Source organism: Nocardioides sp. Root682, assembly GCF_001427795.1.
GTDB lineage: Bacteria > Actinomycetota > Actinomycetes > Propionibacteriales > Nocardioidaceae > Nocardioides.
This window is the reverse complement of the sequence record NZ_LMHJ01000001.1, coordinates 1996418-2019924: the sequence shown is the minus strand read 5'-3', so window position 1 is coordinate 2019924 and position 23507 is coordinate 1996418. Positions and strand designations below refer to the sequence as shown.

24 protein-coding genes are annotated in these 23507 nt (G+C 70.2%); 13 read left to right on the top strand and 11 right to left on the bottom strand.

The features are described 5' to 3' along the window. The first annotated feature begins 41 nt into the window (after positions 1-41). Positions 42-584, top strand: a complete 543-nt coding sequence (locus ASD84_RS09605) for an RNase A-like domain-containing protein (protein WP_056709489.1) — start codon at positions 42-44, stop codon at positions 582-584. After that, a complete protein-coding gene (locus tag ASD84_RS09600; RefSeq protein WP_056709488.1) occupies positions 584-913 on the top strand; it encodes a contact-dependent growth inhibition system immunity protein in 330 nt (109 codons plus the stop codon). Before ASD84_RS09605 ends, ASD84_RS09600 begins: the two co-directional genes overlap by 1 nt. Here ASD84_RS09600 and ASD84_RS09595 read toward each other — a convergent pair. Then, positions 910-1152, bottom strand: coding sequence for a hypothetical protein (locus ASD84_RS09595; RefSeq protein ID WP_056709481.1), 243 nt, complete (start codon positions 1150-1152; stop codon positions 910-912). The two genes, ASD84_RS09600 and ASD84_RS09595, sit on opposite strands and share 4 nt — an antisense overlap. Before the next feature lie 91 nt (positions 1153-1243). Here ASD84_RS09595 and ASD84_RS09590 point away from each other — a divergent pair, with 91 nt between their 5' ends. Further along, a complete protein-coding gene (locus ASD84_RS09590; protein WP_235531050.1) occupies positions 1244-1759 on the top strand; it encodes a nuclear transport factor 2 family protein in 516 nt (171 codons plus the stop codon). Between the two features lie 23 nt (positions 1760-1782). On the opposite strand, the gene ASD84_RS09585 is transcribed toward ASD84_RS09590, so the two are convergent. Both ASD84_RS09585 and ASD84_RS09580 read right to left on the bottom strand, forming a co-directional pair. Continuing rightward, positions 1783-2064: a hypothetical protein gene (locus tag ASD84_RS09585; protein WP_056709479.1), complete on the bottom strand. Its 282-nt coding sequence runs from the start codon at positions 2062-2064 to the stop codon at positions 1783-1785. A gap of 5 nt (positions 2065-2069) precedes the next feature. Further along, positions 2070-2840 carry a helical backbone metal receptor gene (locus ASD84_RS09580; protein ID WP_056709477.1) on the bottom strand — a complete coding sequence of 257 codons (771 nt, stop codon included), beginning with the start codon at positions 2838-2840 and terminating at the stop codon, positions 2070-2072. A gap of 103 nt (positions 2841-2943) precedes the next feature. On the opposite strand from ASD84_RS09580, the gene ASD84_RS09575 reads away from it, so the two are divergent. The 3 genes from ASD84_RS09575 (at position 2944) to ASD84_RS09565 (ending at position 5302) form a co-directional block, all read left to right on the top strand. Then, complete coding sequence (locus tag ASD84_RS09575; protein ID WP_162251514.1) at positions 2944-3864, top strand: family 16 glycosylhydrolase; 921 nt, start codon at positions 2944-2946, stop codon at positions 3862-3864. A gap of 147 nt (positions 3865-4011) precedes the next feature. Then, on the top strand, positions 4012-4902 hold the full coding sequence (locus ASD84_RS09570; protein WP_056709472.1) for a family 16 glycosylhydrolase: 891 nt from the start codon (positions 4012-4014) through the stop codon (positions 4900-4902). 52 nt (positions 4903-4954) lie between these two features. Then, positions 4955-5302: a YrdB family protein gene (locus tag ASD84_RS09565; RefSeq protein WP_056709471.1), complete on the top strand. Its 348-nt coding sequence runs from the start codon at positions 4955-4957 to the stop codon at positions 5300-5302. Between the two features lie 27 nt (positions 5303-5329). Here the strand turns inward: ASD84_RS09565 and ASD84_RS09560 are convergent, their stop codons facing one another. The 4 genes from ASD84_RS09560 to icmF form a co-directional block, all read right to left on the bottom strand. Beyond that, positions 5330-5827 (bottom strand): thioesterase family protein, encoded by a 498-nt coding sequence (locus tag ASD84_RS09560; RefSeq protein ID WP_056709470.1) that lies wholly within the window; start codon positions 5825-5827, stop codon positions 5330-5332. Positions 5828-5837: 10 nt separating this feature from the next. Next, positions 5838-7145, bottom strand: a complete 1308-nt coding sequence (locus ASD84_RS09555; protein WP_056709468.1) for an RNA polymerase sigma factor — start codon at positions 7143-7145, stop codon at positions 5838-5840. Positions 7146-7186: 41 nt separating this feature from the next. Beyond that, the gene (locus tag ASD84_RS09550) at positions 7187-7537 is read right to left on the bottom strand and encodes a YciI family protein (RefSeq protein ID WP_235531048.1); all 351 of its coding nucleotides are present in this window, start codon (positions 7535-7537) and stop codon (positions 7187-7189) included. Between the two features lie 121 nt (positions 7538-7658). After that, positions 7659-10880: a fused isobutyryl-CoA mutase/GTPase IcmF gene (gene icmF, locus ASD84_RS09545; RefSeq protein ID WP_056709464.1), complete on the bottom strand. Its 3222-nt coding sequence runs from the start codon at positions 10878-10880 to the stop codon at positions 7659-7661. A 103-nt stretch (positions 10881-10983) separates the two neighbouring features. Here icmF and ASD84_RS09540 point away from each other — a divergent pair, with 103 nt between their 5' ends. Continuing rightward, positions 10984-11487: a MarR family winged helix-turn-helix transcriptional regulator gene (locus tag ASD84_RS09540; protein WP_056709460.1), complete on the top strand. Its 504-nt coding sequence runs from the start codon at positions 10984-10986 to the stop codon at positions 11485-11487. Here ASD84_RS09540 and ASD84_RS09535 read toward each other — a convergent pair whose 3' ends face one another. From ASD84_RS09535 to ASD84_RS09520, 4 genes are all read right to left on the bottom strand, one after another. Then, positions 11488-12339 (bottom strand): 3-hydroxybutyryl-CoA dehydrogenase, encoded by an 852-nt coding sequence (locus tag ASD84_RS09535; protein ID WP_056709459.1) that lies wholly within the window; start codon positions 12337-12339, stop codon positions 11488-11490. It abuts the gene before it with no gap. 93 nt (positions 12340-12432) lie between these two features. After that, a complete protein-coding gene (locus ASD84_RS09530) occupies positions 12433-12945 on the bottom strand; it encodes a low molecular weight protein-tyrosine-phosphatase (RefSeq protein ID WP_235531047.1) in 513 nt (170 codons plus the stop codon). A 2-nt stretch (positions 12946-12947) separates the two neighbouring features. Then, the gene (locus ASD84_RS09525) at positions 12948-13343 is read right to left on the bottom strand and encodes a phage holin family protein (protein WP_056709456.1); all 396 of its coding nucleotides are present in this window, start codon (positions 13341-13343) and stop codon (positions 12948-12950) included. A 29-nt stretch (positions 13344-13372) separates the two neighbouring features. After that, positions 13373-14080: a GntR family transcriptional regulator gene (locus ASD84_RS09520; RefSeq protein ID WP_056709454.1), complete on the bottom strand. Its 708-nt coding sequence runs from the start codon at positions 14078-14080 to the stop codon at positions 13373-13375. 139 nt (positions 14081-14219) lie between these two features. On the opposite strand from ASD84_RS09520, the gene ASD84_RS09515 reads away from it, so the two are divergent. From ASD84_RS09515 to ASD84_RS09490, 6 genes are all read left to right on the top strand, one after another. Then, a complete protein-coding gene (locus ASD84_RS09515; protein ID WP_056709451.1) occupies positions 14220-15137 on the top strand; it encodes a dimethylarginine dimethylaminohydrolase family protein in 918 nt (305 codons plus the stop codon). A gap of 76 nt (positions 15138-15213) precedes the next feature. Beyond that, positions 15214-15615 (top strand): hypothetical protein, encoded by a 402-nt coding sequence (locus ASD84_RS09510; RefSeq protein WP_056709449.1) that lies wholly within the window; start codon positions 15214-15216, stop codon positions 15613-15615. Beyond that, positions 15612-16658, top strand: coding sequence for a DUF4878 domain-containing protein (locus tag ASD84_RS09505; RefSeq protein ID WP_056709447.1), 1047 nt, complete (start codon positions 15612-15614; stop codon positions 16656-16658). The genes ASD84_RS09510 and ASD84_RS09505 overlap by 4 nt, the downstream gene beginning before the upstream one ends. Positions 16659-16762: 104 nt before the next feature. Beyond that, positions 16763-20122 carry a DUF2126 domain-containing protein gene (locus ASD84_RS09500; RefSeq protein ID WP_056709445.1) on the top strand — a complete coding sequence of 1120 codons (3360 nt, stop codon included), beginning with the start codon at positions 16763-16765 and terminating at the stop codon, positions 20120-20122. Continuing rightward, entirely contained in the window at positions 20119-22623 is a 2505-nt protein-coding gene (locus tag ASD84_RS09495; protein ID WP_056709443.1) for a circularly permuted type 2 ATP-grasp protein, read from the top strand. Before ASD84_RS09500 ends, ASD84_RS09495 begins: the two co-directional genes overlap by 4 nt. Beyond that, complete coding sequence (locus ASD84_RS09490; protein WP_056709442.1) at positions 22620-23498, top strand: transglutaminase family protein; 879 nt, start codon at positions 22620-22622, stop codon at positions 23496-23498. The genes ASD84_RS09495 and ASD84_RS09490 overlap by 4 nt, the downstream gene beginning before the upstream one ends. Positions 23499-23507 lie beyond the last annotated feature (9 nt).

The following is a 23507-nucleotide window of genomic DNA, read 5'->3' as shown; positions in this document are numbered from 1 at the left end:
CGGACATTCCAGGAGCTCGGCACGGGTGGCATCGTGAGGTGATGCGCTCACCTCGGTATCAGGAGCCCGAGGAGAGCGCGGCGTCGCCGAAGCAGGTCCAGCACCACTCGCTGTCGACCCCGACGGGCACACTGCTCGACCTCCAGCGGAGTGCAGGCAACGCCGCCACCTGCCTGATGCTGCAGCGGGGGCGCGGTGTCGCGGTGCGAGAGCATGAGAAGGGTGCCCGGGAGGGAGTCCGCGGGCACGTCCTCGACAAGCACGTCGGGAAGACCACGGAATGGCTCCATGCGCGCGCTGTCAAGGACGGGCTCGATCTCGCGACGAGCTTCACCAGCGAGGAGGCGGCCAACGAGGCCGTCGAGCACTGCCGGATCGTGAACAAGGACGCGATCAGCGAGTTCGTCAACGGCACCAAGGGGCCGAACAAGATGGACTTCTCGGCGACCACCAAGCGCTCGGTCGGCTACGGCGTCACCAGCGAAGGCCAGAAGGTGAAGAGCATCTACGGCGTCAAGGTGGTGTTCACCCGGCAGGGGGCGGGCCAGTGGCAGATCCTGACCGCGTACCCGACCCAGGGCTGATGATCGCCGACGAGCACCCGGTGCTGCGCACCCTCCTCGCGGCCTACCTGGACCAGAGCGTGGGCGAGATGAGCCAGGCCGAGCGGATCGCCGAGTTCGTCGACACCAACGACAGCAGCGTCGTACGCCAGGCGCTTGCCGACCTGGATGCCGTGCTGTCCCGGCCGGATCCCCCGACCGAGGAGGTGCAGCGCCTCGCCAACCACCGGCTGCCCGACGACACCAGCACCACAGCGTGGCTCGACAGCATCCGCCAGGCGATCAGCACTCACTCCGGAGTCGTCGAGCAGTCCGAGCCGCCAGGTGAGGGCGACGGTCCGAGACGCTAGGCGGTCCAGCGGATCGCGTCGTCCACGAAGTCAGCGAGCTTGTGGACGCCGCGCAGGTCGCGGCGCTGCTCCATCAACGTGGTGAGGCGCTGGGCGTGGCGGTCGCGGAGGGCGGCCCGTCGGGCGATGGCGGAGGCGGCATCGGCCTCGGCGTCGGTGGTCGCGCCAGAGGTGGCGGCGGCGACCGACTCGAGGTGACGAACCGCGGTCTGGGTCTCAGGGGAGGTCGTCTTCTTCATGCATCCACTGTGATCCAGTGAGGTTTCTGAAATCCTGCTCAGTGGTTACGACTCGGTGTCCTGGCGTGTGATCAGCACTACAGTCCGCGCCATGGCCGCCCTGGATGACACGGACGACGTCGCTGACCTTGCTGCTGCCGTTGCGGAAATGACCGCCGTCGCAGCGATCACCCGCCTCAAGTACCGCTACCTGCGGTGCCTGGACACCAAGCAGTGGGACGAATTCGCCACCTGCTTCGCCGCGGACGCAACGGCGGACTACAACGGCCTCGTCTTCGCGGACCCGGTCTCCCTCGTGGACTACATGCGCGCCCACATGGGCGAGGGCGTGCTCACCCTGCACCAGGCGCACCACCCGGAGATCGATCTCGATCCCGAGGACCCCGATGCCGCCACGGCGCACTGGTACCTGCACGACAAGGTCGTCGTCGACGCGTTCCGGTTCGCGCTCGAGGGAGGTGCGCTCTACACCGACCGCTACGTGCGCACGGTCGACGGCTGGCGCATCCAGCACACGGGCTACCGGCGCACGTTCGAGATGTCGTGGAACCTCGACGACCCGGCTGCGGTCAAGGTGCACGGCCCTGGCGAGCACGTCCACGCTTGACCCGCGCGGGTGCTGCTGACCGATCAGGCGCCGTCGAACCCGTTCAGCAGCAGGAAGAACGCGACCAGACCGACCACGGCACCGAGGAGGCCGAGGCCGGCTCCGACGAGCGCCCGCCGCCGCGGCGAGTGCTCCCGGGGGAGCACGGCCGCGCCGAGGACGGCCCCGGCCAGTGCGGTGAACGCCGCATCCACGGGCAGGATCAGGTTCTCGCCGATCTCGGTCGTGTCGAGGAAGTAGGCCGAGACCGGAAGCGCGATGCAGCCGACGACGACGAGGGCGATGCCGAGCAGGAGGAAGCGCACGTCGCTCAGGATGACAGCACGTCGTACGCCTCGACCATGGCCGGGCCGTACCAGGTCAGCAGGCGTCCGGACACGAGTCGCGTCGGCACCTGCGTGAAGGCCTCCGGTCCGTCGTCCTCGGTGAAGACGTAGGGCTCGTCGGGCAGCAGGACCAGGTCGACGTCAGGGCGGTCGATCGCGGCCAGGTCCACGGCGGGATACCGGTCCTCCCCGGCGTCGTACACATGGGTCCAGCCGAGGCGCCGCAACAGGTCACCGGTGTAGGTGCGCGGTCCGACGACCATCCACGGATCCCGCCAGATGGGTACGACGACCCGCCCCCGTGCGGGCGGTGGCGGGACGTCCCAGCGCGCCCGTGCCGTGGCCAGCCAATCCGGTCGCGTTGCCTGAAGCGCGACCTCGTAGAGGCGGTCGAGCGAGTCGAGCGCCTGCGGCACGGTCTCGATGTCGGTGACCCACACCGGCACGCCGGCGTCGCGGAGTCGGCGTACGTCGAGCGCGCGGTTCTCCTCCTTGTTGGCCACGACGAGGTCGGGCTCCAGGCTGCGGATCGCCCGAAGGTCGGGGTTCTTGGTGCCGCGCACCCGCGTGACGTCGAGGTCGGCCGGGTGGGTGCACCAGTCGGTGGCGCCGACCAGGCGCTCGGGCACGTCGGTGGCCAGGGCCTCGGTGATCGACGGCACCAGCGACACGATCCGCCGGGGCTCTCCGGGAAGTGGTACCGGGTCCCCGAGATCGTCGGATCGCGTGGTCGCCGCACGGTCGTCCCTGGTCACCCGGTCACCGTATCCGGGCAACTGCCACTGGTCGGATCGGCCCGGATGGAGGAGAATGCGCTCTTGGCGCGGGCGGACCGTGTGTTCATGGGGGGGAGCAGGCATGACCCGGTTTGGCGTGTGGTTCGTCGGTGCGGTCGCAACCGGGTCGGTCATGGTGCTGGCCTCGGTGGGCACGGTGCCGTCGTCCGCCTCGCAGGCGGGTGTCCCGGGGGACAGGCTCGCTGCGGCCGTGGTCCCCACCTGCGGTGGTGAGCGGCCGGTCAGGCCCGGCGGTGGGACGTACGCCTGCTCGTTCGAGGACGACTTCAACGGCACGACGCTCGACCAGCGGAAGTGGCTCGTCCAGGACACGGCCCTGAGTGGCATCCGTGCGGGTCGTGCCGGGTGCTACCTGAACAGGCCCGCCAACGTGCTGGTGGCGAACGGGAATCTCCTGCTGGCCTCCCGGGTGGAAGCGAGGCCCGTGCTCTGCAAGATGCCGTTCGGCAGGTTCTACGCGACGTCGACGGCTGGCACCGTGACCAGTTCGACGCGGTTCACCCAGACCTACGGCCGATTCGAATTCCGGGCGAGGCTCCCCTGGACGAAGGTCGCCGGATCGCACTCGGCCCTGTGGCTCTATCCCCAGGACCACACCTATGGCAGGTGGCCCTACTCCGGTGAGATCGACGTCGCCGAGTGGTTCAGTGCGGCTGCCAGCAAGGTCTACCCGTCGGTGCACTACGCCGGGGAGAACCGCAAGCTCAGCTCGGGCTACAACTGCACGATGCCCACCGCCAGCACGGCGTATCACCGCTATGCCGTCGAGTGGACGCCGACGACGATGCGCTTCCTGTACGACGGCCAGGTCTGCCACATCCACTCGTGGGTCGCTGCGTCCCCGATGGTCGGGTCACGGCCGTTCGACAGGCCCTTCTACCTGGTCATGACACAGGTGATCGGACAGGGCTGGAACGCGAAGACCGCGAAGACGCCGGCCGTGTCGGTCCTGCAGGTCGACTGGGTCCGCGTCTGGCGCTGAGGGGCGTTCGCCCTTGCCCGGTAGTCCGAACTGACCATACGATGCCGGGCGCGCGGTCCCTGACGTTTGGCCCACCGACGCTGCAGGATGAATCTCGGAGTCGAGCGGCGACGCACGGTCGGCGCTCCTGGGGGGATAGAGGGACACATGTTTCGCGCGCGCTTGCTGAGCGTCCTGGCCGCGGCCAGCGCCGTCCTCGTCACCACGGCCGTCGTCGGCGTCGAGCCGACCTCGGCCGGCGGGACGGCGAGGCCGTCGTGCGGCGGCGAGCGGCCGGCCAAGCCGGGTGGTGGCCGCTACACCTGCTCGTTCGAGGACAACTTCGACGGCTCGAGGCTCGACACGACCAAGTGGTTGGTCCAGGACACCTCGCTCAGCGGGTTCCCGGCTGGCAACTACGGCTGTTACGTCGACGACGCCAGCACGATCGCGGTGGCCAACGGCACCGCGAACCTGACGGCCTACCGCACTGCGGAGCCCTTCACGTGCGAGAGCCCGTACGGCGACTTCCAGGCACAGTACAAGGCCGCGACGGTGGCGTCCCGGGGCAAGTTCGGGCAGACCTACGGGCGCTTCGAGTTCCGTGCCCAGATGCCCTCGGTCCAGCGCGCAGGTGTCCACTCCGCGCTGTGGCTCTACCCGCAGGACAACACCTACGGTGGCTGGCCGAACTCCGGGGAGATCGACGTGGCGGAGTGGTGGGGGGAGTACCCCGACAAGGTCTACCCGTCAGTTCACTACGCCGGCGAGAACACCGCGCTGAGCACCGGCCCCAACTGTCCGGTCGCCTCGGCCAGCACGTCCTACCACCGGTACGCCGTCGACTGGTCGGCGACCAGGATGCGGTTCTACTACGACGGCCAGCTCTGCTTCGAGCACGCGTGGACGCCCAGCTCTCCGTTGAGCGGGTCCCAGCCGTTCGACAAGCCGTTCTACCTCGTCCTGACCCAGCTGCTCTACGGCGCTTGGGACGCCGTCGCGACCGGCGTACCCAACGCCGCAACCCTCAAGGTCGACTGGGTCCGCGTCTGGCGCTGATCGCCGCGTGTGGCACTGACTGTCGCGTTCACCCCTCGGGCATGATCGAGGGGTGAACGCGATTTTCGGGTGGTCGGTGCTGGCGCTGGTCTTCCTCGACGAGCTGTTGGCCATGGCGGCCTTCGGCGTGTGGGGTTGGCAGCACGATCCGCGGGCGCTGCTCGTGTGGCTGCTGCCCGGGTTGGCGATGACCGTCTGGTACGCGTTCGCGTCGCCCCGGGCGCCGTACGGCGGCACGTGGGTGCGCCCGGTCGCCAAGGTCGTCGTGTTCGGGTTGGCGTCGCTGGCGCTGTGGGACGCCGGTCACGAGGACTGGGCGATCGCCCTGCTGGCCTTCTCGGTCGTGATCAACGCGCTGGCGCTGCTGCCGAGCATCCGGGTGCTCGTCGAGAACGAGTAGGCCGGGGGCCGGGGAACAGCCCCCGGGTCAGCGCAGGCCCAGGCAGCCGGACGTCGCGGGCTCCCAGGGCAGGGCGGCGTGCTCGGCCACGCGTGCGTCCAGCCGTGCTGCGACGTCCTCGGGCCATGAGGCTGCTCCGCGCGGGTCGAGCTTCACGCACAGCAGGATCTCCTCGAACACGCAGGCGACGCGCTTGTTCACGTCGTCGAGGATGTAGACCAGCGCGTGGGCGGCGCGGTCCGAGCGGCCGAGCAGGCGCACCCGGACCGACATCAGGTCGCCGGTGCGCAGCTCGTGCAGGTAGGTGAGGTGGTGCTCGGCCGAGAGCACCGCGAGGCCGGTCGTGAGCGGCCAGTTGAACGGGATGCCGACCTCGAGCAACGACTCGTCGAGTCCCTCGCTGCCGATGCCGAGGTAGTGGCGCACGTTGAGGTGCCCGTTGCTGTCCTCGAACGCCATCGGCACCGGCTGCTCGGCGTAGGCAGGGAGGGTGACGAGTTGTTCGAAGGTCGGCTGGTTGCTCATGAGCGCGACACTACTGAAGACCGGACGGCCCGGTGGCCCCGGTCCGACGGTGAGCCGCGGACCGGCTGGCTGTTGCCCGGCCTTCCAGGAGGAGTCGCTCCGCCGCGTTCCTCGTGACGCGTGCCGCCTCGTCGAACGATGCGGCCGCGGCGTCGTGCTCGCCCGCCCGGCTGAGCAGGTCCCCGCGCACGCTCGGGATCAACGGCGAGACCCCGACGGCACCGGCGGGAACCTCGTCGAGCACCTTCATGCCCGCCGCGGGACCGAAGGCCCGACCGTGGGCCACGGCCCGGTTGACCTCCACGACCGGCCCGGGCGCGGCTTCGCGGAGGAGGTCGTAGAGAGCTGCGATGCGCGGCCAGTTCGTCTCCTCGGGCGTCGCCGTACGGGCGTGCTCGTGGGCGATCTGGGCCTGCAGGAAGTACCGGCCCACCGGTACCCCGCGGGCGGCCATGTCCTCCGCCGTTCGCAGGGCGGTGACGCCGCGCCGGATCAGCAGGTGGTCCCACCGACTGCGGTCCTGGTCGTCGAGGAGCAGTGGATTCCCGGCGGCGTCGGTCCGGGCATGGAGCCGCGACCCCTGGAGCTCCAGGAGCGCCTGCAGTCCGTGCACCTCGAGCTCGTCCGGCGCGACGTCGGCCAGCAGGCGGGCGAGACGGATGCCCTCCATCGCGAGGTCCGGTCGGGTCCAGTCGTCACCCGCCGTGGCGACGTACCCCTCCGTGAAGACGAGGTAGACGACGGCCATCACGTCGTCGAGGCGTTGGGTGCGCTCGGTGCCGGTCGGCAGCTCCAGCTGGGCGCCTGCCTCGGCGAGAGTGCGCTTGGCACGCGAGATCCGCTGGCCCATCGTGGCATCGGGGACGAGGAAGCCGCGCGCGATCTCGGACGTGGTGAGGCCCCCGACCAGGCGCAGGGTCAGGGCAGCGCGCGACTCGGGCGTCAGCGCGGGATGGCAGCAGAGGAAGACCAGTCGCAGGACGTCGTCCTCGATGTGGTCGACCTGGGAGTCCAGGTCGGGCATCGCGCTCACCTCCTCCGCCGCGGCGTGGCCGAGCTCCTCGGTCTTGCGACGCAGCGTGTCGGCGCGCCGGAAGGTGTCGACCGCGCGGCGCTTGGCGGTCGTCATCAGCCAGGCAGCGGGGTTGGCGGGGACGCCACCGGTCGGCCAGTGCTCCAGGGCAGCGACGAGCGCGTCCTGGGCGAGGTCCTCGGCGAGCTCCACGTCCCGGGTCATCCGGACGAGGGCGCCGACGAGGCGAGCCGACTCGAGTCGCCAGGTGGCGGTGATCGCGTCGACTGTCGTGGCATCGGCCATGCGGCCAGCCTAGGAGGCCGGCCGCACGGTCGAGCGGTGAGTCAGGCGTCGGCCGGTGTGGGACCCTCGTCGGGGACCTGGCGCAGGGTGGCGACCATCGAGCAGTCGGGCCAGTGCTTCGCGTGCAGGTCGGCGAACTCCTGCTGACCTGCGATGGCCTCCTCGAGGCTGTCGTACTGGAGCAGCGCCCAGCCGCCGACGGCCTCCCGGGCCTCGGCGTAGGGCCCGTCGACGCGGGTGACCTCGCCCTTGCGGACGACGAAGTTCACGGCGTCCTCGAGGCCGAACAGCCCGCCCCCGTCGAGGAAGTGGCCCTGCTGCGCCTGCTCACCGATGTAGGTGTCCATGGCGTCGAAGAGCGCCTGCGGCGGGTTGCCCTGTCCCTCTTCCATCCGCACGAATCCCATGAAACGCGGCATCTCGATCAGTCCTTCTGTTGCTCGTAGGTGAGTGGTTCCGAACCTACGTCGAACGGGGGGACCGGTCTTCGACATGCGACCTGGAAAAGATTTGTCAGACGTTCCTGCGGTACTGGCCACCGACCTCGAAGAACGCGTCGGTGATCTGGCCGAGCGAGCAGACCCGGGCGGCGTCCATCAGCACGGCGAAGACGTTCTCGCCGCTGATCGCCGCTGCCTTGAGGGCCTCGAGTGCGCGTACGCCGTCGTCCTTGTGGTCGACCTGGTAGGCGCGGACCCGGGTGAGCTGCGACTCCTTCTCGCCCTCGGTGGCCCGCGCGAGCTCGATGGTCTGCGGCTCCTCGTCCTCCACGACCGGCTTGCGGAACGTGTTGACGCCGATGATCGGGAGCGAGCCGTCGTGCTTGCGGTGTTCGTAGAGCATCGACTCGTCCTGGATCCGGCCACGCTGGTAGCCGGTCTCCATGGCGCCGAGCACGCCGCCGCGCTCGTTGATCCGGTCGAACTCGGTGAGCACGGCCGCCTCGACCATGTCGGTGAGCTCGTCGATGATGTACGAGCCCTGGAGCGGGTTCTCGTTCATCGCGAGGCCCCACTCGCGGTTGATGATCAGCTGGATCGCCAGGGCACGGCGCACGGACTCCTCGGTCGGGGTGGTGACCGCTTCGTCGTACGCGTTGGTGTGCAGCGAGTTCGCGTTGTCGTAGATCGCGATGAGCGCCTGCAGCGTCGTACGGATGTCGTTGAAGTCCATCTCCTGCGCGTGCAGGGACCGGCCGGACGTCTGGACGTGGTACTTCAGCTTCTGCGAGCGCTCGTTGGCGCCGTACTTGTCACGCATCGCGACGGCCCAGATGCGGCGGGCGACGCGGCCGAGCACGGAGTACTCCGGGTCCATGCCGTTGGAGAAGAAGAAGGACAGGTTCGGCGCGAACGCGTTGATGTCCATGCCGCGTGCGAGGTACGACTCGACGTAGGTGAAGCCGTTGCTCAGGGTGAAGGCGAGCTGGCTGATCGGGTTCGCCCCGGCCTCGGCGATGTGATAGCCGGAGATCGAGACCGAGTAGAAGTTCTGGACCGCGTTGTCGATGAAGTACTGCTGGATGTCGCCCATCATCCGCAGCGAGAACTCGGTCGAGAACAGTGCGGTGTTCTGGCCCTGGTCCTCCTTGAGGATGTCGGCCTGCACGGTGCCGCGGACGTTCGCGAGGGCGAACGCCTTGATCTCGTTGAGCTCGGAGACCGACGGCTGGCGCTTCTCGCGCTCGACGAACGCCTCGACCTGCTGGTCGATGGCGGTGTTGAGGAAGAACGCCAGCACCGTCGGGGCCGGGCCGTTGATGGTCAGCGAGACCGAGGTCGAAGGGGCGACCAGGTCGAAGCCGTCGAACAGGGCCTTCATGTCGTCGAGGGTCGCGACGGAGACGCCGGAGGTGCCGACCTTGCCGTAGATGTCGGGGCGCGGGTCGGGGTCGCGGCCGTACAGCGTCACCGAGTCGAACGCGGTCGACAGGCGGGTCGCGTCGGCGTGCTCGGAGAGCCTCTTGAACCTGCGGTTGGTGCGGAACGGGTCGCCCTCGCCCGCGAACATCCGCGCGGGGTCCTCGCCGTCGCGCTTGAACGGGAACACGCCTGCGGTGAAGGGGAAGTAGCCGGGCAGGTTCTCGCGGCGCCAGTACTTCACCAGCTCGCCGTGGTCGGTGGTGCGAGGGAGTGCGACGCGCCGGATCTTGTTGCCCGACAGGGACTCGCGCGTGAGCGCGGTGTGGATCTCCCGGTCACGGACCTTGACGACCTGCTCGTCGCCCTCGTACGACGCAACGACGGCCGGCCAACGCTCGATCTGGTCGGTGATCTCGTGCGGCAGGGTCTTGCGGGCGCTCTCGACCAGCTCGTCGAGCTCGTCGGAGACGACCTCGCCCTGGACGTACTCCAGGCGCTGCAGGCGGACGGCGGCGTCGGCGAGGCGGTCGGTGTCGTGGTGGTAGCCACGGACGGTCTCGGCGATCTCGGCGAGGTAGCGGACCCGGTTCGGCGGCACGATGTGGCCGGCCTCGGTCGAGTGGCGGACGTCGACGTGGGGGAGCACGCCGTCGTCGAAGACGAGTCCCTTGCCGGTGAGCTGGGCCTTGAGCTCCTGGTAGAGCGCGGTCACGCCGTCGTCGTTGAAGTGGGCAGCGGAGGTGCCGAAGACGGGCATGTCCTCGGGCTTCTTGCCGAACGCCTCGCGGTTGCGGACCATCTGCCGGCCCACGTCGCGCAGTGCGTCCATCGCGCCGCGGCGCTCGAACTTGTTGATCGCGACGACGTCGGCGAAGTCGAGCATGTCGATCTTCTCGAGCTGGGACGCGGCGCCGAACTCCGGCGTCATGACGTACATGCTCACGTCGACGAACGGCACGATCGCGGCGTCGCCCTGGCCGATGCCGGGGGTCTCGACGATGACGAGGTCGAACCCGGCGGCCTTCACGACGTCGATCACGTCGTCGAGGTGCTCGGGGAGCTCGTGGGCGCCGCGGGTCGCGAGACTGCGGAAGAACGCGCGGTCCCCGTCGAGGGAGTTCATCCGGATCCGGTCACCGAGGAGCGCGCCGCCGCCACGACGGCGGGTCGGGTCGACGGCGATCACGGCGACGCGGAGCTTGTCCTGCTGGTCGACGCGGAACCGGCGCACGAGCTCGTCGGTGAGGCTGGACTTGCCGGAGCCGCCGGTGCCCGTGATGCCGAGGACCGGCACCTCGCGGCTGGCGGCGACCTCCTTGAGCTTCGTGAGCATCTCGGCCGGGAGCTGGCCGGACTCGGCGCCGCTGAGCGCGCGGGCCAGCGAGAACCGATCGCCGGAGACGACGGCGTCGGCCTCGACGGAGCCCAGGGCCCACGGGTCGACATCGCACGCCTTGACCATCGAGTTGATCATGCCGACGAGGCCGAGCTTGACGCCGTCCTCCGGGGAGAAGATCTTCACGCCGATCTTGGCCAGGCGCTCGATCTCCTCGTGCACGATCACGCCGCCGCCGCCGCCGTACACCTTGATGTGGCCGGCACCGCGCTCACGCAGGGACTCGACGAGGTACTCGAAGTACTCCACGTGACCGCCCTGGTACGACGACACGGCGACGCCCTGCACGTCCTCCTCGATCGCCGCGTCGACGACCTCCTGGACGGAACGGTTGTGGCCGAGGTGGATGACCTCCGCGCCCTGGCTCTGCAGGATGCGCCGCATGATGTTGATCGAGGCGTCGTGGCCGTCGAACAGTGCCGACGAGGTCACGAAGCGAACGGGGTGCTGTGGCGTGTGCAGCGTCATGTCCGACATGCAGGAGTCCTCCGAAGTCATTGGACTTCCGATAGTAGGACGTCCTACTAAATATGTGAAGTCGGTGTGCTGTGGGCCACTTGCGATCATCTAGGGTCAGGGTATGCCCGAGTCACGCCTCCCGTTCGATCCCATCGATCGCGCAGGGGACCTGTGGGAAGAGCACTTCGGTGACGCCACCGCCATGCGTCTGGCGACCTCCGTGATGCGGGTCCAGCAGCTGATGATCAGCGCCCTCGATGCGGCACTCAAGCCGTTTGCGCTGACCTTCTCGCGCTACGAGGTCCTGGTCCTGCTGCACTTCAGCAAGAGCGGGTCGCTGCCGCTGAGCAAGATCGGTGAGCGCCTGATGGTGCACCCGACCTCGGTCACCAGCGCGATCGACCGGCTCGAGGCCCAGGGCTTCGTCGAGCGCGTCCCCGACCAGGACGACCGGCGCCGCACCCTCGCCCGGCTGACCGCGCAGGGTCGCTCGACGGTCAAGAAGGCCACCGACGCGGTGAGCGACATCGACTTCGCGATCACCGGGCTCACCGATCGCCAGCAGGACGACGCCTACCAGCTGCTGCGTCGCCTGCGGCGTGCGTCGGGCGACTTCCCGAACTGATCAGCTGTACGTGTAGAACCCGCGGCCGGTCTTGCGGCCGAGCAGGCCGGCCTCGACCATGCGGTTGAGGAGCGGAGGGGCCGTGTAGAGCGGCTCCTTGAACTCGTCGTAGAGGGACTCGGCGATCGCGCGGGTGGTGTCCAGGCCGATCAGGTCGGCGAGCGCGAGGGGGCCCTGCGGGTGGGCGGCGCCGAGCACGAAGCCCTGGTCGATGTCCTCGGCGGTGGCGAAGCCGGACTCGAGCATCCGGATGGCCGAGAGGATGAACGGGACGAGCAGGGCGTTGACGACGAAGCCGGCGCGGTCCTGGCAGTCGATGGCGCTCTTGCCGAGGTCTTCCTCGACGAAGGTGCGGGCCCGCTCGACGGTTGCTTCGTCGGTCATCAGCGAGGGCACGAGCTCGACGAGCTTGAGCACCGGGACCGGGTTGAAGAAGTGGATGCCGAGGACGTGGCTCGGGCGCTGGGTCACGACGGCGAGCTTCATGATCGGGATCGAGGACGTGTTGGACGCGAGGATCGCGTCCGGGCTCGTGACGACCGCGTCCAGGCGGCGGAACAGGTCGGTCTTGGCGGTCTCGTCCTCGACGATCGCCTCGATGACCAGGTCGCGGTCGGCGAGCGTCTCGATGTCCTCGACCACCCGGATCCGGGCGAGCACGGCGTCGGCGGACTCGATCTTGCCGCGGCTCTCGGCGCGCTTGAGCGAGGTCTCCAGGCGGTGGCGGCCGGCTTCGACGGCCGCGGCGGAGGACTCCAGGACGACGACGTCCTTGCCGGCGCGGGCGCACACCTCGGCGATGCCTGATCCCATCAGGCCGCAGCCCACCACTCCGACGCGCTCGATGCTCATCCGCTTCTCCTCAGCTCGGGTTGCCCGTCCCATTTAGTAGGACGTCCTAGTAAAGTAAGGGTGACTGGTGAGTAGCACCAGCCGGCGCTGTCCTCAACGACCGAGGACGGTGGTGATCTCGGCCACCAGTGCCTCGGTGGTCCGCTCGACCATCGCGAGTACGTCGCGGAAGCCGGACGCACCGCCGTAGTAGGGGTCCGGCACCTCGCCGCCCGGCTCCTCCGGATCGAAGTCGCGGAACGGCCGGACGCGGGTCGCGTCGACCTCGCCGGCGGCGAGACTGCGTACGTCGCGCAGGTTGTCGCGGTCCATGGTGAGGACGAGGTCGAGCTCGTCGAGCCAGGCCGGCTGCACCTGTTGTGCGCGGTGCCTGCTGGCGTCGTACCCCTCGGTGGTGAGCAGCGCTGCTGCCCGCCCGTCCATCGGATCGCCGGCGTGCCAGCCACCGGTGCCCGCGCTGACGACCTCGACCGCGTCGTCGAGTCCTGCGGCGGCGACGCTAGCGGTGAGCACCACGTCGGCCATCGGGGAGCGGCAGATGTTGCCCAGGCAGACCACCGCGACCCGGTAGCGGCCGGGCGTGCGCGGTGGCGGTGCGCTCGGCACGGTCAGTCGTCCTCGACGCCGACCATGGCGTCGAGGAACCAGGTGGTGATGCTGATGATGATCGCGCCACCGACAGCCGGCCAGAAGCCGTCGACGCGGAAGCCGATGTCGACGGCGTCGGCCAGCCAGGCGGTCAGGTGCAGCAGCAGTGCGTTCAGGACCAGCAGGAACAGCCCGAGCGTGAGCAGGATGAACGGGATCGACAGCAGCACCAGGACCGGCTTGACCAGCGAGGTGACGGCGCACGAGATGAGGGCGACCGCGAGCAGCGGGAGGATCTTGTGCTCGATCTCGGCGCGGCCCGTCTCCGGACCGGTGAACCAGATGCCGTCGATGAGCTGCGCGGCGAGGGCGACGGCGGCGGCCGTGATCGCCCAACGGGAGAGAAAGGCCAGCATCTGGCCAGTCTGTCAGGTGGGCGGGTGGCCTACTCGAGCCCGAGCGCCTCGATGACCTCGACCTCGGCGTCGTCGATGTGGCGGCGCAGGAACTCGTACGCGCCGTTCGGACCGTCGAGGTCGCCGGCCTCCAGCAGGCGGACCAGCCCCTCGTGGGACTCCGCCTCGTTGTGGGCGTTGCGGCTCAACCGGTCGACCTGTGCGAGCGCCAGCTTGAGCTCGTCCATCAGCGCCTCGGCCATCTGGACCAGCCGCGGGCTTCCGGTGAGCTCGACGAGGGAGACGTGGAAGGACAGGTGGCGCTCGTTGAGCTCTTCGTACGACGCGTCGCCGCCGCGCACCGCGCTGGTGTAGGCGACCAGGGTCTCCCGCACGCGTTCGCGTCGTACGTCGTCAGCGGTGGCCCAGGCGCGGACGCCGGCCCCTTCGAGCACCCAGCGCGCCCGGCACACGTCGCGCACCGACTCGGCGCGTGGTGTGGCGACGGTGACGCCCCGGTGTGGCTCGCGGGTGGCCAGGCCCTCGGCGACCAGCACGGTGAGCGCCTCGCGCACAGTGGGCCGGGACACCCCGAGGGATTCGGCCAGGGCGATCTCGCGCAACGGCGTGCCGCTCTCGAGCTCGCCCTCGAAGACCGCCCGACGCAGCTCGGTCGCCACCCGCGAGACGGTCGAGGCGTGCTCGACGCTCAGGGAGGCGAACGGGGCCCGGGCTGATGTCGACGTGGATGCGGGCATGGGGCCATTGTGCCGCCACTTGACCCTTCTGCGTCGAGGGACGCTATCCTCGGACTGTCAGATTGTCTGACAACTTACGGTGGGTCGTCGGTGACCCGAGGGACGTCCGTGCACCACGGACTGCGAAGAGGGAGTCACCATGACGGCGACACTGGAGTGGGGTCAGCACTACGCGATGGTCGAGCCCTCGGCGTTCCGCATCGACTATGCGATCAACCCCTACATGGACCCGGCCGTGCAGCCCGACGCCGGCCGTGCGCGGGCCCAGTGGGACGAGCTCGCCGCCACCCTGCGCGCGCTCGGCGCGACCGTGGACGAGATCCCGGCGCTGCCCGAGGCGCCCGACATGGTCTACGCGATGAACCTCGGGCTCGTCGCGCTCCGCCCCGACTGGACCGGACCCGGCCGCCGCTCGGTCGTCATGTCGCACATGCGTTACCCGCAGCGCCGGATCGAGACCCCGGCAGCCCGCGCCTGGTTCGAGTCGCACGCGTTCGCCGCCACCCACATCGGCCGCGACGGGATCGGCGCCGACTTCGAGTCCGGCGACGCCTTCCCGTTCCGGGGCGAGCTGGTCGTCGGCCACGGCCCGCGCACCGACGAGCTCGCGCTCAGGCAGCTCGCCGACGACCTCGGCGTGCAGGTCCGGGGCGTCCACATCGTGCATCCCGGGATGTACCACCTCGACCTCGCCTTCTGCCCCCTCGACGACGACCACGCGTTGATCTGTCCCTCGGCGTTCGACGAGGCCTCGGCCGCCGCTCTCATGGCCGCCATCCCGCAGCCGATCGTGCTCAGCGAGGAGGAGGCCCTCGGCACCTGGTGCGCCAACTCGGTGGTCGTGGGGCGCACGGTCGTCATGCCTGCCTGCCCGCCGCGGGTGCGGAACTGGCTGGAGACCCTCGGCTTCGAGATCGTCCTGGTCGACGTCAGCGAGTTCCACCTCGGCGGCGGTTCGATCCGCTGCCTCACCAACCCGCTCGACATCACCGTGGGGCGCGACCTCGAGATCGTGAGCGGCGGACGCGTCGTCGTACCCGGCGCCGTGGCTGCCTGACCGCGAAACCGTCGGGCGCGCTCGCGGGATACGGTGGGACCCGTTCTCTCCCGATGACCCCCCGCCAGGAGCCCCGGTGCCCGGAACCACGCCCAGCGAGCCGCAGCTCGGGATCACCCGCGGTGGCCGGATCGCGATCGCTGTCGGTGCGGTGCTGCTGCTGATCGCCGTCGCGGTGGTCGCGGGCATCGTGCTCCTCGGTGGTGACGAGGCGTCGAAGGGCATCTCGACCGACGAGAGCGACACGACCAGCACGACGACGCCCGCGGACAAGGCCTCGTCCTCGCTCGACGTGCCGACGATCGATCCGTCCGACTTCCCGAGCGACCTGCCGACGACCGCGCTGTCCAGCGACCCGGGACTGCCGGATCCCCCCAGCCGCCTCCCCACCGGCTTCCCGGACGTGCCGTCCTTCCCCACCGATTCGTCCGGGTGGGAAGACTGGTTCTCCGACTATCTCGAACAGGTGAATCCATGAGCGACCCGAACCAGCCGTACGGCGCCGTCCCCCCGCCGCCGTTCCCGCCTCCGGGTGCGGCGCCGGTCGGTCCCCCGAGCGGGCCCGTGAGTGGTCCCCCGAGCGGCCCGCCGAGTGGTCCCCCGAGCGGACCGCCGTCGTTCCCGCCGCCGTTCCCGCCGCCCGGCTCCGGTGGCAGCGGGAAGTCGGGCAAGGGCATCTGGATCACGCTCGCGATCGTGGGAGCGCTGGCCCTGGTCGGACTCGTCGTCGGACTGGTCCTGCTGCTCACCGGTGACGATGACGACGACGGAAAGGACGGCGCCGACGACGAGACCACGCAGACGTCCGACGCCGCGCCCGACGAGGTCGTCGAGGACCTGATCGACGCCGCCGAGGAGGGCGACTGCGACGCCGCGACTGCCTTCCTGACCGAGGCCGCGAAGGCCCAGGACCCCTGCCAGTCGGACGAATTCCAGCTGCTGTCCAGTGACGACGTCGACGCCGAGGTCGGTGACGCCACGATCGACGGTGACACTGCCACGGTGCCCGTCACCTTCACCAGCCCGGCCGGGACCTCGGACTACGTGTTCGAGCTCGAGCAGGTCGACGGCGCCTGGCTGGTCGCGTCGTACGACGGCGACGCGGTCGCCTCCACCGACGTCCCCAGCCCGTCGCCGTCCGCCACCGACGGCAGCCCGTCCGCGGGCCCGGTCGACCCCTCGACCGGCTCGGGCGGCGGCACCAGCACCGCGGACGCCGTACCGAACCAGCCGAAGGCCGTTGTCGAGGCGTTCCTCGACTCCATCGTCAGCGGGGACTGCGCGACCGCGGAGGACCTCGCCACCGAGGCGTACATCGCGGAAGAGGGCGAGTGCGACGCCAGTGAGATCCCGTCGGACTTCGCCGATCACGTCAAGTACACCGTCGGCAACGCGACCGTGAACAACGCGGCTGGCACGGCCACCGTGCCCGTTGCGGTCGACTACGACGGCTCGAAGGACTCCTCGACGGTCAAGCTGGTCAAGGTCGACGGCTCCTGGCGGGTCAACGAGTTCGACTAGCGCGGCCCGTTCGGCCCGTTCTGCCCGCTCGACCGGCCCGACCGGGACGACGTCGTGACCTTGCCGAAACCCGCGGTCGCGTTCACCTCTCTAGTCTGATCGTCATGTCCATCAAGGTCGCCCTCGAGCACCGCACGACGTACGCCTTCGACCGTCCGGTCGCAGTGGCGCCGCACGTAGTGCGCCTGCGGCCGGCTCCGCACTGCCGGACACCGATCGAGGCCTACTCCCTGAAGGTCGAGCCGGCCGGCCACTTCATCAACTGGCAGCAGGACCCGTTCGGCAACTGGCTGGCGCGCCTGGTCTTCCCCGAGAAGGTCGAGACCCTCGACATCACGGTGGGCCTGGTGGCCGACCTGATGGTGATCAACCCGTTCGACTTCTTCATCGAGGAGTACGCCGAACGCTTCCCCTTCACGTACGACGACGAGGTCGCCTCCGACCTGGCGCCCTACCTCCGTCCGGTGGAGGAGTCGAGCGCCGCGGCGGCGTGGAAGGCCGCGCTCCCCGAGCTGCCCGCGGACGGCGTACCGACCGTGACCTTCCTCGCCGAGCTCAACAACGCGGTGCACGGGGACGTGGCCTACTCCGTGCGGATGGAGCCGGGCGTGCAGTCGCCCGACCGGACGCTGGAGCTCGGCATCGGATCGTGTCGCGACTCCGCCTGGCTGCTGGTGAGCCTGCTGCGCCAGTACGGCCTCGCCGCCCGGTTCGTCTCGGGCTACCTCGTTCAGCTGGCCTCGGACCCGTACGCCACCGAGGGCCTCGACGGACCGACCGGCCCGAAGGAGGACTTCACCGACCTGCACGCCTGGACCGAGGTCTTCCTGCCCGGCGCCGGGTGGGTCGGCATGGACCCCACCAGCGCGCTGTTCGCGGGCGAGGGCCACATCCCGTTGTCCGCGACACCGCACCCGAGCTCGGCCGCCCCGATCGAGGGCGCGACCGAACCCGCAGAGGTGACCTTCGGGTTCAGCAACACCGTGACCCGCGTCCACGAGGATCCGCGCGTCACCGCGCCGTACACGACCGCCCAGTGGGAGCGCATCGACGCACTCGGCGCCGCGGTCGACCAGCGCCTCGATGCCGGCGACGTGCGGCTCACCATGGGCGGCGAACCGACCTTCGTGTCGATCGCCGACGCGTCGACACCGGAGTGGAACACCGACGCCGACGGCGAGGTGAAGCGGGCACTGGCCAGTGACCTCGCCGACCGTTTGCGCGACCTGTACGCCCGCGGCGGGGTCGTGCATCGCGGGCAGGGCAAGTGGTACCCGGGCGAGCCGCTCCCGCGGTGGAGCATCGGGTTGCAGTGGCTGAAGGACAGTACGGCGCTGTGGTCGGACCCGGCGCTGCTCGCCGACCCGTGGGAGACAAGGTCGTCGAGTGCCGATCGCGAGGAACGAGCGATCGGTGTATCGAGACGGGCCGAGGCCCTGGGCCGCGAGGTCGTCCGCCTGCTCGCCCTCCCCGACTCGCAACTGCGCCCCGCGTTCGAGGACCCGTTCTCCGCTCTCGCCGACCACGTGCGCAAGCCCGAGGGTGAGGCGCCCGACGGCGAGGATCCCACCGAGGACCTCGTCGCGCGGCTGGATGCGGACGTGACGACGCCGACTGGCTGGGTGCTGCCGCTCACGACGGGCGAGACCGGGTGGACGAGCCCGGTCTGGACGTTCCGTCGCGGGCGACTCGTCCTCACTCCGGGCACCAGCGCGGTCGGCCTCCGCCTGCCGCTCGACGCGATCGCCTGGGTTGATCCCGAGGCACCAGCCGAGCCGTCGTACCTCGAGGCGCGCGAGCCGCTCGTCGCGCAGATCCCGACCGTCGAGCTCGCTGACCCCGAGGGTGCGGAGCGGACGGCCCTGGCCTTCGAGGAGCGCGACGGCCACATCCACGTGTTCCTGCCGCCGACCAGCGAGCTCGAGAACTACGTCCACCTGCTGCACCTCGTCGAGACCGCCGCCGCGGCTGTCGGCTGCCCGGTGGTGCTCGAGGGCTACCAGCCACCGCCCGATCCGCGGCTGGTCCAGTTGTCCGTCACGCCGGACCCGGGCGTCATCGAGGTCAACGTGCAGCCGACCGGCAGCTGGTCCGAGATGCGCGACCTGACGACGACCCTCTACTCGCAGGCCCGGCTGGCGCAGCTGACCACCGAGAAGTTCGACCACGACGGACTCCACACGGGCACCGGTGGCGGCAACCATCTGACGCTCGGTGGGCCACAACCGATTGACAGCCCGTTGCTGCGGCGACCGGACCTGCTGGTCAGCCTGATCACCTACTGGCAGCGGCACCCGTCCCTGTCGTACCTCTTCTCCGGGCGCTTCATCGGCCCGACCAGCCAGGCCCCGCGGTTCGACGAAGGCCGCCCCGAAGCCGTCTACGAGATGGAGATCGCGTGCGCCGAGGTGGCGCGGCTGATGGACAGCTTCGCGAGCCTCGACGACGTCGCGGAGGAGGACGACGAGTGGGTCGGCGGCCCCCGGCCCTGGCTGGTCGACCGCGCCCTGCGGCACCTGCTCACCGACCTGACCGGCAACACCCACCGCGCCGAGTTCTGCATCGACAAGCTCTACAGCCCCGACTCGTCGCGCGGGCGGCTCGGCCTGCTCGAGCTGCGCGGGTTCGAGATGCCGCCGCACCCGCAGATGGCCCTGGTGCAGGCGTTGCTGGTGCGCAGCCTGGTCGCGATGTTCTGGGACCGGCCGATCGACCCGTCGACCACGCCGCTGATCCGCTGGGGCACCCGCTTGCACGAGGACTTCCTGCTCCCGCAGGGTGCGATCGCGGACATCGCCGAGGTCGTCGCCGACCTGGCCGACTTCGGCATCGACTTCGACCCCGCGTGGCTGGCGCCGTTCACCGAGTTCCGCTTCCCGCGGATCGGCTTCGCGGACTTCACCGCGGCCGGTGGTGGTGCGATCCACCTCGAGCTGCGCCAGGGCGTGGAGCCGTGGCACGTCCTCGGTGAGGAGGCCACGGGCGGCGGCACCGCGCGGTACGTCGACTCGTCGGTCGAGCGGGTCCAGGTGACCGTTGCTGGAATCAACCCCGATCGGCACCTGGTGACGTGTCAGGGTGTTCCCGTGCCCATGACCCGCGTCGACGCGAGCGACACCTTCTACGGTGGCGTCCGCTACAAGGCGTGGCAGCCGTGGTCGGCGCTGCACCCGTCGATCGAGGTCGACTCGCCGCTGACCTTCGACGTGGTTGATCTCGACGCGGGCGTGAGCCTGGGTGGTGCGACCTATCACGTGGTCCACCCCGGTGGCCGCAACTACGACCACCCGCCGATCAACGCGCAGGAGGCCGAGGCACGGCGCGCGGCCCGGTTCGAGACCGCCCGCAACACGGCCGGCCGCATCGACGTGGCTGCCCTTCGTCGTACTGCTCGCGAGGTCGCGTCGACCGAATATCCCCACACCCTCGACCTGCGCAGGGTGAGGGGCCGGAGCGGCCCGTGACCGTTCTGCGCGACTACGCCGCGGGATTGACCCAACCGACCCTCACCCAGGGGTCAACTGATCAGCTGGGCGGCGACAACGAATCTCCGTTTGTCGGCCCGAGGTACGACGAGGTCGTCGGCCCGGACGGTTCGCTGCGCGCGCCGTGGAAGCGGCTCGCCGAGATCGCGACCCAGATCAGCCCCGACGACATGCGGCGGGTCGCCGAGGAGATCGCCCGGTTCCTGGAGGACGACGGCGTCACCTACTCCCGGCCGGGAGAACGCCCCTCCCGCTGGCGGCTGGACCCCGTCCCGCTGGTGCTGGACGCCGCGTCGTGGCAGGTCCTCGAGGTCGGCCTGGCCCAGCGCGCCGAGCTGCTCAACGCGGTCCTCGCCGACCTGTACGGCGACCAGACCCTGCTGTCGTCGGGCATCGTGCCGGCGGCGGTCGTCCTGGGCCACCGCGACTTCTCCCGGGTGATGGCGCGTGCCTCGGCCAATGACCCGCGGCCACTCGTCCTGTCGGCGACCGACCTCGGGCGCGACCAGGACGGCACCTGGAAGGTGCTCGGCGACCGCACCCAGGCACCCTCGGGCCTCGGCTACGCGCTGGAGAACCGTCGCGTCCTCAGCCGGGTGATGCCGGAGCTCTACCGCGAGGCCGACCTGCACCGGATGGCGCCGTACTTCTGGGCGCTGCGCTCCGCACTGCTGCAGTCGGCCGGCGGTGACCTCCCTGATCCGCGGGTCGTCGTGATGAGCCCGGGCCTGCACTCGGAGACCTACTACGACCAGGCGTCGATCGCGACCAACCTCGGCTTCCCCCTCGTCCAGGGCAGCGACCTCACCGTGCGCGACGGCTGGGTGCTGATGAAGACGCCGCAGCGTCTCGAGCGCGTCGACGTCATCCTGCGCCGTGTGGACGCCGCCTGGAGCGACCCCCTGGAGCTGCGCGGTGACTCACAGCTCGGTGTCGCCGGCCTTGCCGAGGCAGTACGACGGGGCAGGGTGCGGGTCGTCAACGGACTCGGCGCCGGGGTGCTCGAGAACCCCGGCCTGCTGCCGTTCCTGCCCGCCGCGTGCGAGCACCTGCTCGGCGAGCCCCTGCGGCTGCAGGCCGTCCCGACGTGGTGGTGCGGCGACCCGGACGGCCTCGACCACGTGCTCGACCACCTCGACGAGCTGGTCGTGCGCACCATCGACGGCTCCGACCTGACCCTCGCGGGCGCATCGCCGGAACGGATCCGGCTGACGGTGCTGGCCCGACCGCACGCGTTCGTCGGCCAGCAGCCGTTCGCCCTCTCCCAGTCGCCGACCTGGCGTGGCCGCACGGCGCGGCCCGCGGAGATGACGCTGCGCACCTTCACGCTTCGCTACGGCTCGGCCTACCGGCCGCTGCTGGGCGGCCTGGCCAACGTCCGCGACGGCGACAAGTCGCTCGGCAGCAAGGACGTGTGGGTCCTCAAGGCCGACACGGCGCAGCCCGACCAGGGACTGACGGACGTGATGCCGATGACGTCGGTGCGGTCGCTGCCCGCGACCGTCCCGCGCGTGCTCGACGACATGTTCTGGTTCGGTCGGTACGCCGAGCGCTCCGAGGACATGTTGCGCCTCGTGCTCGCGACGCACGTCCTCGTCACCGACTACCGCAGCAGGCGGAGCACGTCCGGCGGTGTCAGCCTCGACGTGCTGATGTCCGGGGTGCACCGCCTCGCCGGCAAGGTCCACGACGATGACGAGGCGGATCTCCGGTCGATCCTGCTCGACGAGACCCGGGTCGGGTCGGCCGCGCACTCTCTCGAGGGTCTGCGCGACGTCCTCACCGAGGTGCGTGACCAGTTGTCGCTCGACGTCTGGCGCGCGCTCGGCTCGGTGGAGCGGGCGACCTCGGTGCTCCAGGGCTCGGCCCACAGCCACCAGGTCGCCGAGTCCGCCGGCCGGATGCTCACCGGTGTCCTCGCGCTGCAGGGCGTGACGGCGAGCATGATTCGCGACGCGGGGTGGCACATGGGCGGCGTCGGGCGGTACCTCGAACGAGGCGTCCAGGTGTGTCACCTGCTCCGCCTCATCACCGAGCGACGCGGTCTCGACGTCGACCGGGAGGTGCTGGCCGCCGTACTCACGGCAGCGGAGAGCTCGGTCACCCACCGGCGCCGCTACCGCGACTACGTCCGGCCGTCGGGGGTGCTCGACCTGTTGCTGATGGACGAGGAGAACCCGCGGTCCCTGTTGTTCAGCCTCAACCGTATGCGCGAGCACCTCGCGGCGCAGTCGGCCTCCACCGGCTCGACGCGTCCCGAGCGGCTGCTCGCGGACCTGATCGCGGAGGTGGAGCAGACCGATGTGTCGGCCCTCGGCGCGATCGGCGGCGTCGCGCGCCCGCACCTCGTGGCGTTCCTCGACGGGATCACCGCCCAGCTCGAGCGCCTGGGCGACGCGATCCACGAGCTGCACTTCGCCACGGGCCCGAAGCCGCGTGTCTTCGGCGTGATGCCCACCCTTGCCGAGGCGGCACCATGAGCACCCGTTACCGCGTCGAGCACCGCACGACGTACACCTACGACGAGGACGTCACCGACAGCTTCGGCATCGGTCACCTGGTCCCGCGGAGCCTGCCCTGGCAGCAGGTCGACGCGTACGACGTCGTGGTCACCCCGGAGCCCGGTGACATCAGCCGCGACGCCGACTACTACGGCAACACCGTCCTCTACTTCCAGGTCACCGCACCGCACAAGGAGCTGGTGGTCGTGGGCAGCGGCGAGGTCGACGTCGCCGTACCGATCGTCGACGACGGCAAGCTGGGGCAGCCGTGGGAGCTGCCGCGGCCCCTCCTCAACCCGTCACAGTCCGGCGCGTGGCAGGCCACGGACTTCGCCCTCGCCAGTACAGCGGTGCCGATCCACGCGGGTGCCCGCGACTACGCGGCGACCTCGCTGGCCCCCGGTCGACCGATCGGTGAGGCCCTCACCGACCTGATGCACCGCATCCATGCGGACTTCGACTACGACGCGACGGCCACCACGGTGACCTCGACGGTCCCGGAGATCCTCGCCAAGCGGGCCGGCGTCTGCCAGGACTTCGCCCACTTCACCCTGTCCGCGCTGCGCGCCCACGGCCTTGCGGCCCGTTACGTCAGCGGCTATCTCGCCACCGAACCCCCGCCCGGCAAGGAACGCATCGTGGGCGCCGACGCCTCGCACGCCTGGGTCGCGGTCTGGCTCGGCGGGGAGGAGTGGCTCGCCCTCGACCCGACCAACGACCAGTGGCAGAACGACCGCTACGTCACCCTGGCCTGGGGGCGCGACTACGGCGACGTGCCGCCCCTCAAGGGCGTCATCTTCACCGAGGCGAAGAAGTCGCAGCTCGCGGTCTCCGTCGACGTCGCCCCCTTGTGAGGACGTGCA

Coding starts and splice junctions, on each gene's coding strand:
- ASD84_RS09605 (WP_056709489.1), top strand. CDS start 42: ATGCGCTCACCTCGGTATCAGGAGCCCGAGGAGAGCGCGGCGTCGCCG.
- ASD84_RS09600 (WP_056709488.1), top strand. CDS start 584: ATGATCGCCGACGAGCACCCGGTGCTGCGCACCCTCCTCGCGGCCTAC.
- ASD84_RS09595 (WP_056709481.1), bottom strand. CDS start 1,152: ATGAAGAAGACGACCTCCCCTGAGACCCAGACCGCGGTTCGTCACCTC.
- ASD84_RS09590 (WP_235531050.1), top strand. CDS start 1,244: ATGGCCGCCCTGGATGACACGGACGACGTCGCTGACCTTGCTGCTGCC.
- ASD84_RS09575 (WP_162251514.1), top strand. CDS start 2,944: ATGACCCGGTTTGGCGTGTGGTTCGTCGGTGCGGTCGCAACCGGGTCG.
- ASD84_RS09570 (WP_056709472.1), top strand. CDS start 4,012: ATGTTTCGCGCGCGCTTGCTGAGCGTCCTGGCCGCGGCCAGCGCCGTC.
- ASD84_RS09560 (WP_056709470.1), bottom strand. CDS start 5,827: ATGAGCAACCAGCCGACCTTCGAACAACTCGTCACCCTCCCTGCCTAC.
- ASD84_RS09555 (WP_056709468.1), bottom strand. CDS start 7,145: ATGGCCGATGCCACGACAGTCGACGCGATCACCGCCACCTGGCGACTC.
- ASD84_RS09550 (WP_235531048.1), bottom strand. CDS start 7,537: ATGGAAGAGGGACAGGGCAACCCGCCGCAGGCGCTCTTCGACGCCATG.
- icmF (WP_056709464.1), bottom strand. CDS start 10,880: ATGTCGGACATGACGCTGCACACGCCACAGCACCCCGTTCGCTTCGTG.
- ASD84_RS09540 (WP_056709460.1), top strand. CDS start 10,984: ATGCCCGAGTCACGCCTCCCGTTCGATCCCATCGATCGCGCAGGGGAC.
- ASD84_RS09535 (WP_056709459.1), bottom strand. CDS start 12,339: ATGAGCATCGAGCGCGTCGGAGTGGTGGGCTGCGGCCTGATGGGATCA.
- ASD84_RS09525 (WP_056709456.1), bottom strand. CDS start 13,343: ATGCTGGCCTTTCTCTCCCGTTGGGCGATCACGGCCGCCGCCGTCGCC.
- ASD84_RS09520 (WP_056709454.1), bottom strand. CDS start 14,080: ATGCCCGCATCCACGTCGACATCAGCCCGGGCCCCGTTCGCCTCCCTG.
- ASD84_RS09515 (WP_056709451.1), top strand. CDS start 14,220: ATGACGGCGACACTGGAGTGGGGTCAGCACTACGCGATGGTCGAGCCC.
- ASD84_RS09505 (WP_056709447.1), top strand. CDS start 15,612: ATGAGCGACCCGAACCAGCCGTACGGCGCCGTCCCCCCGCCGCCGTTC.
- ASD84_RS09500 (WP_056709445.1), top strand. CDS start 16,763: ATGTCCATCAAGGTCGCCCTCGAGCACCGCACGACGTACGCCTTCGAC.
- ASD84_RS09490 (WP_056709442.1), top strand. CDS start 22,620: ATGAGCACCCGTTACCGCGTCGAGCACCGCACGACGTACACCTACGAC.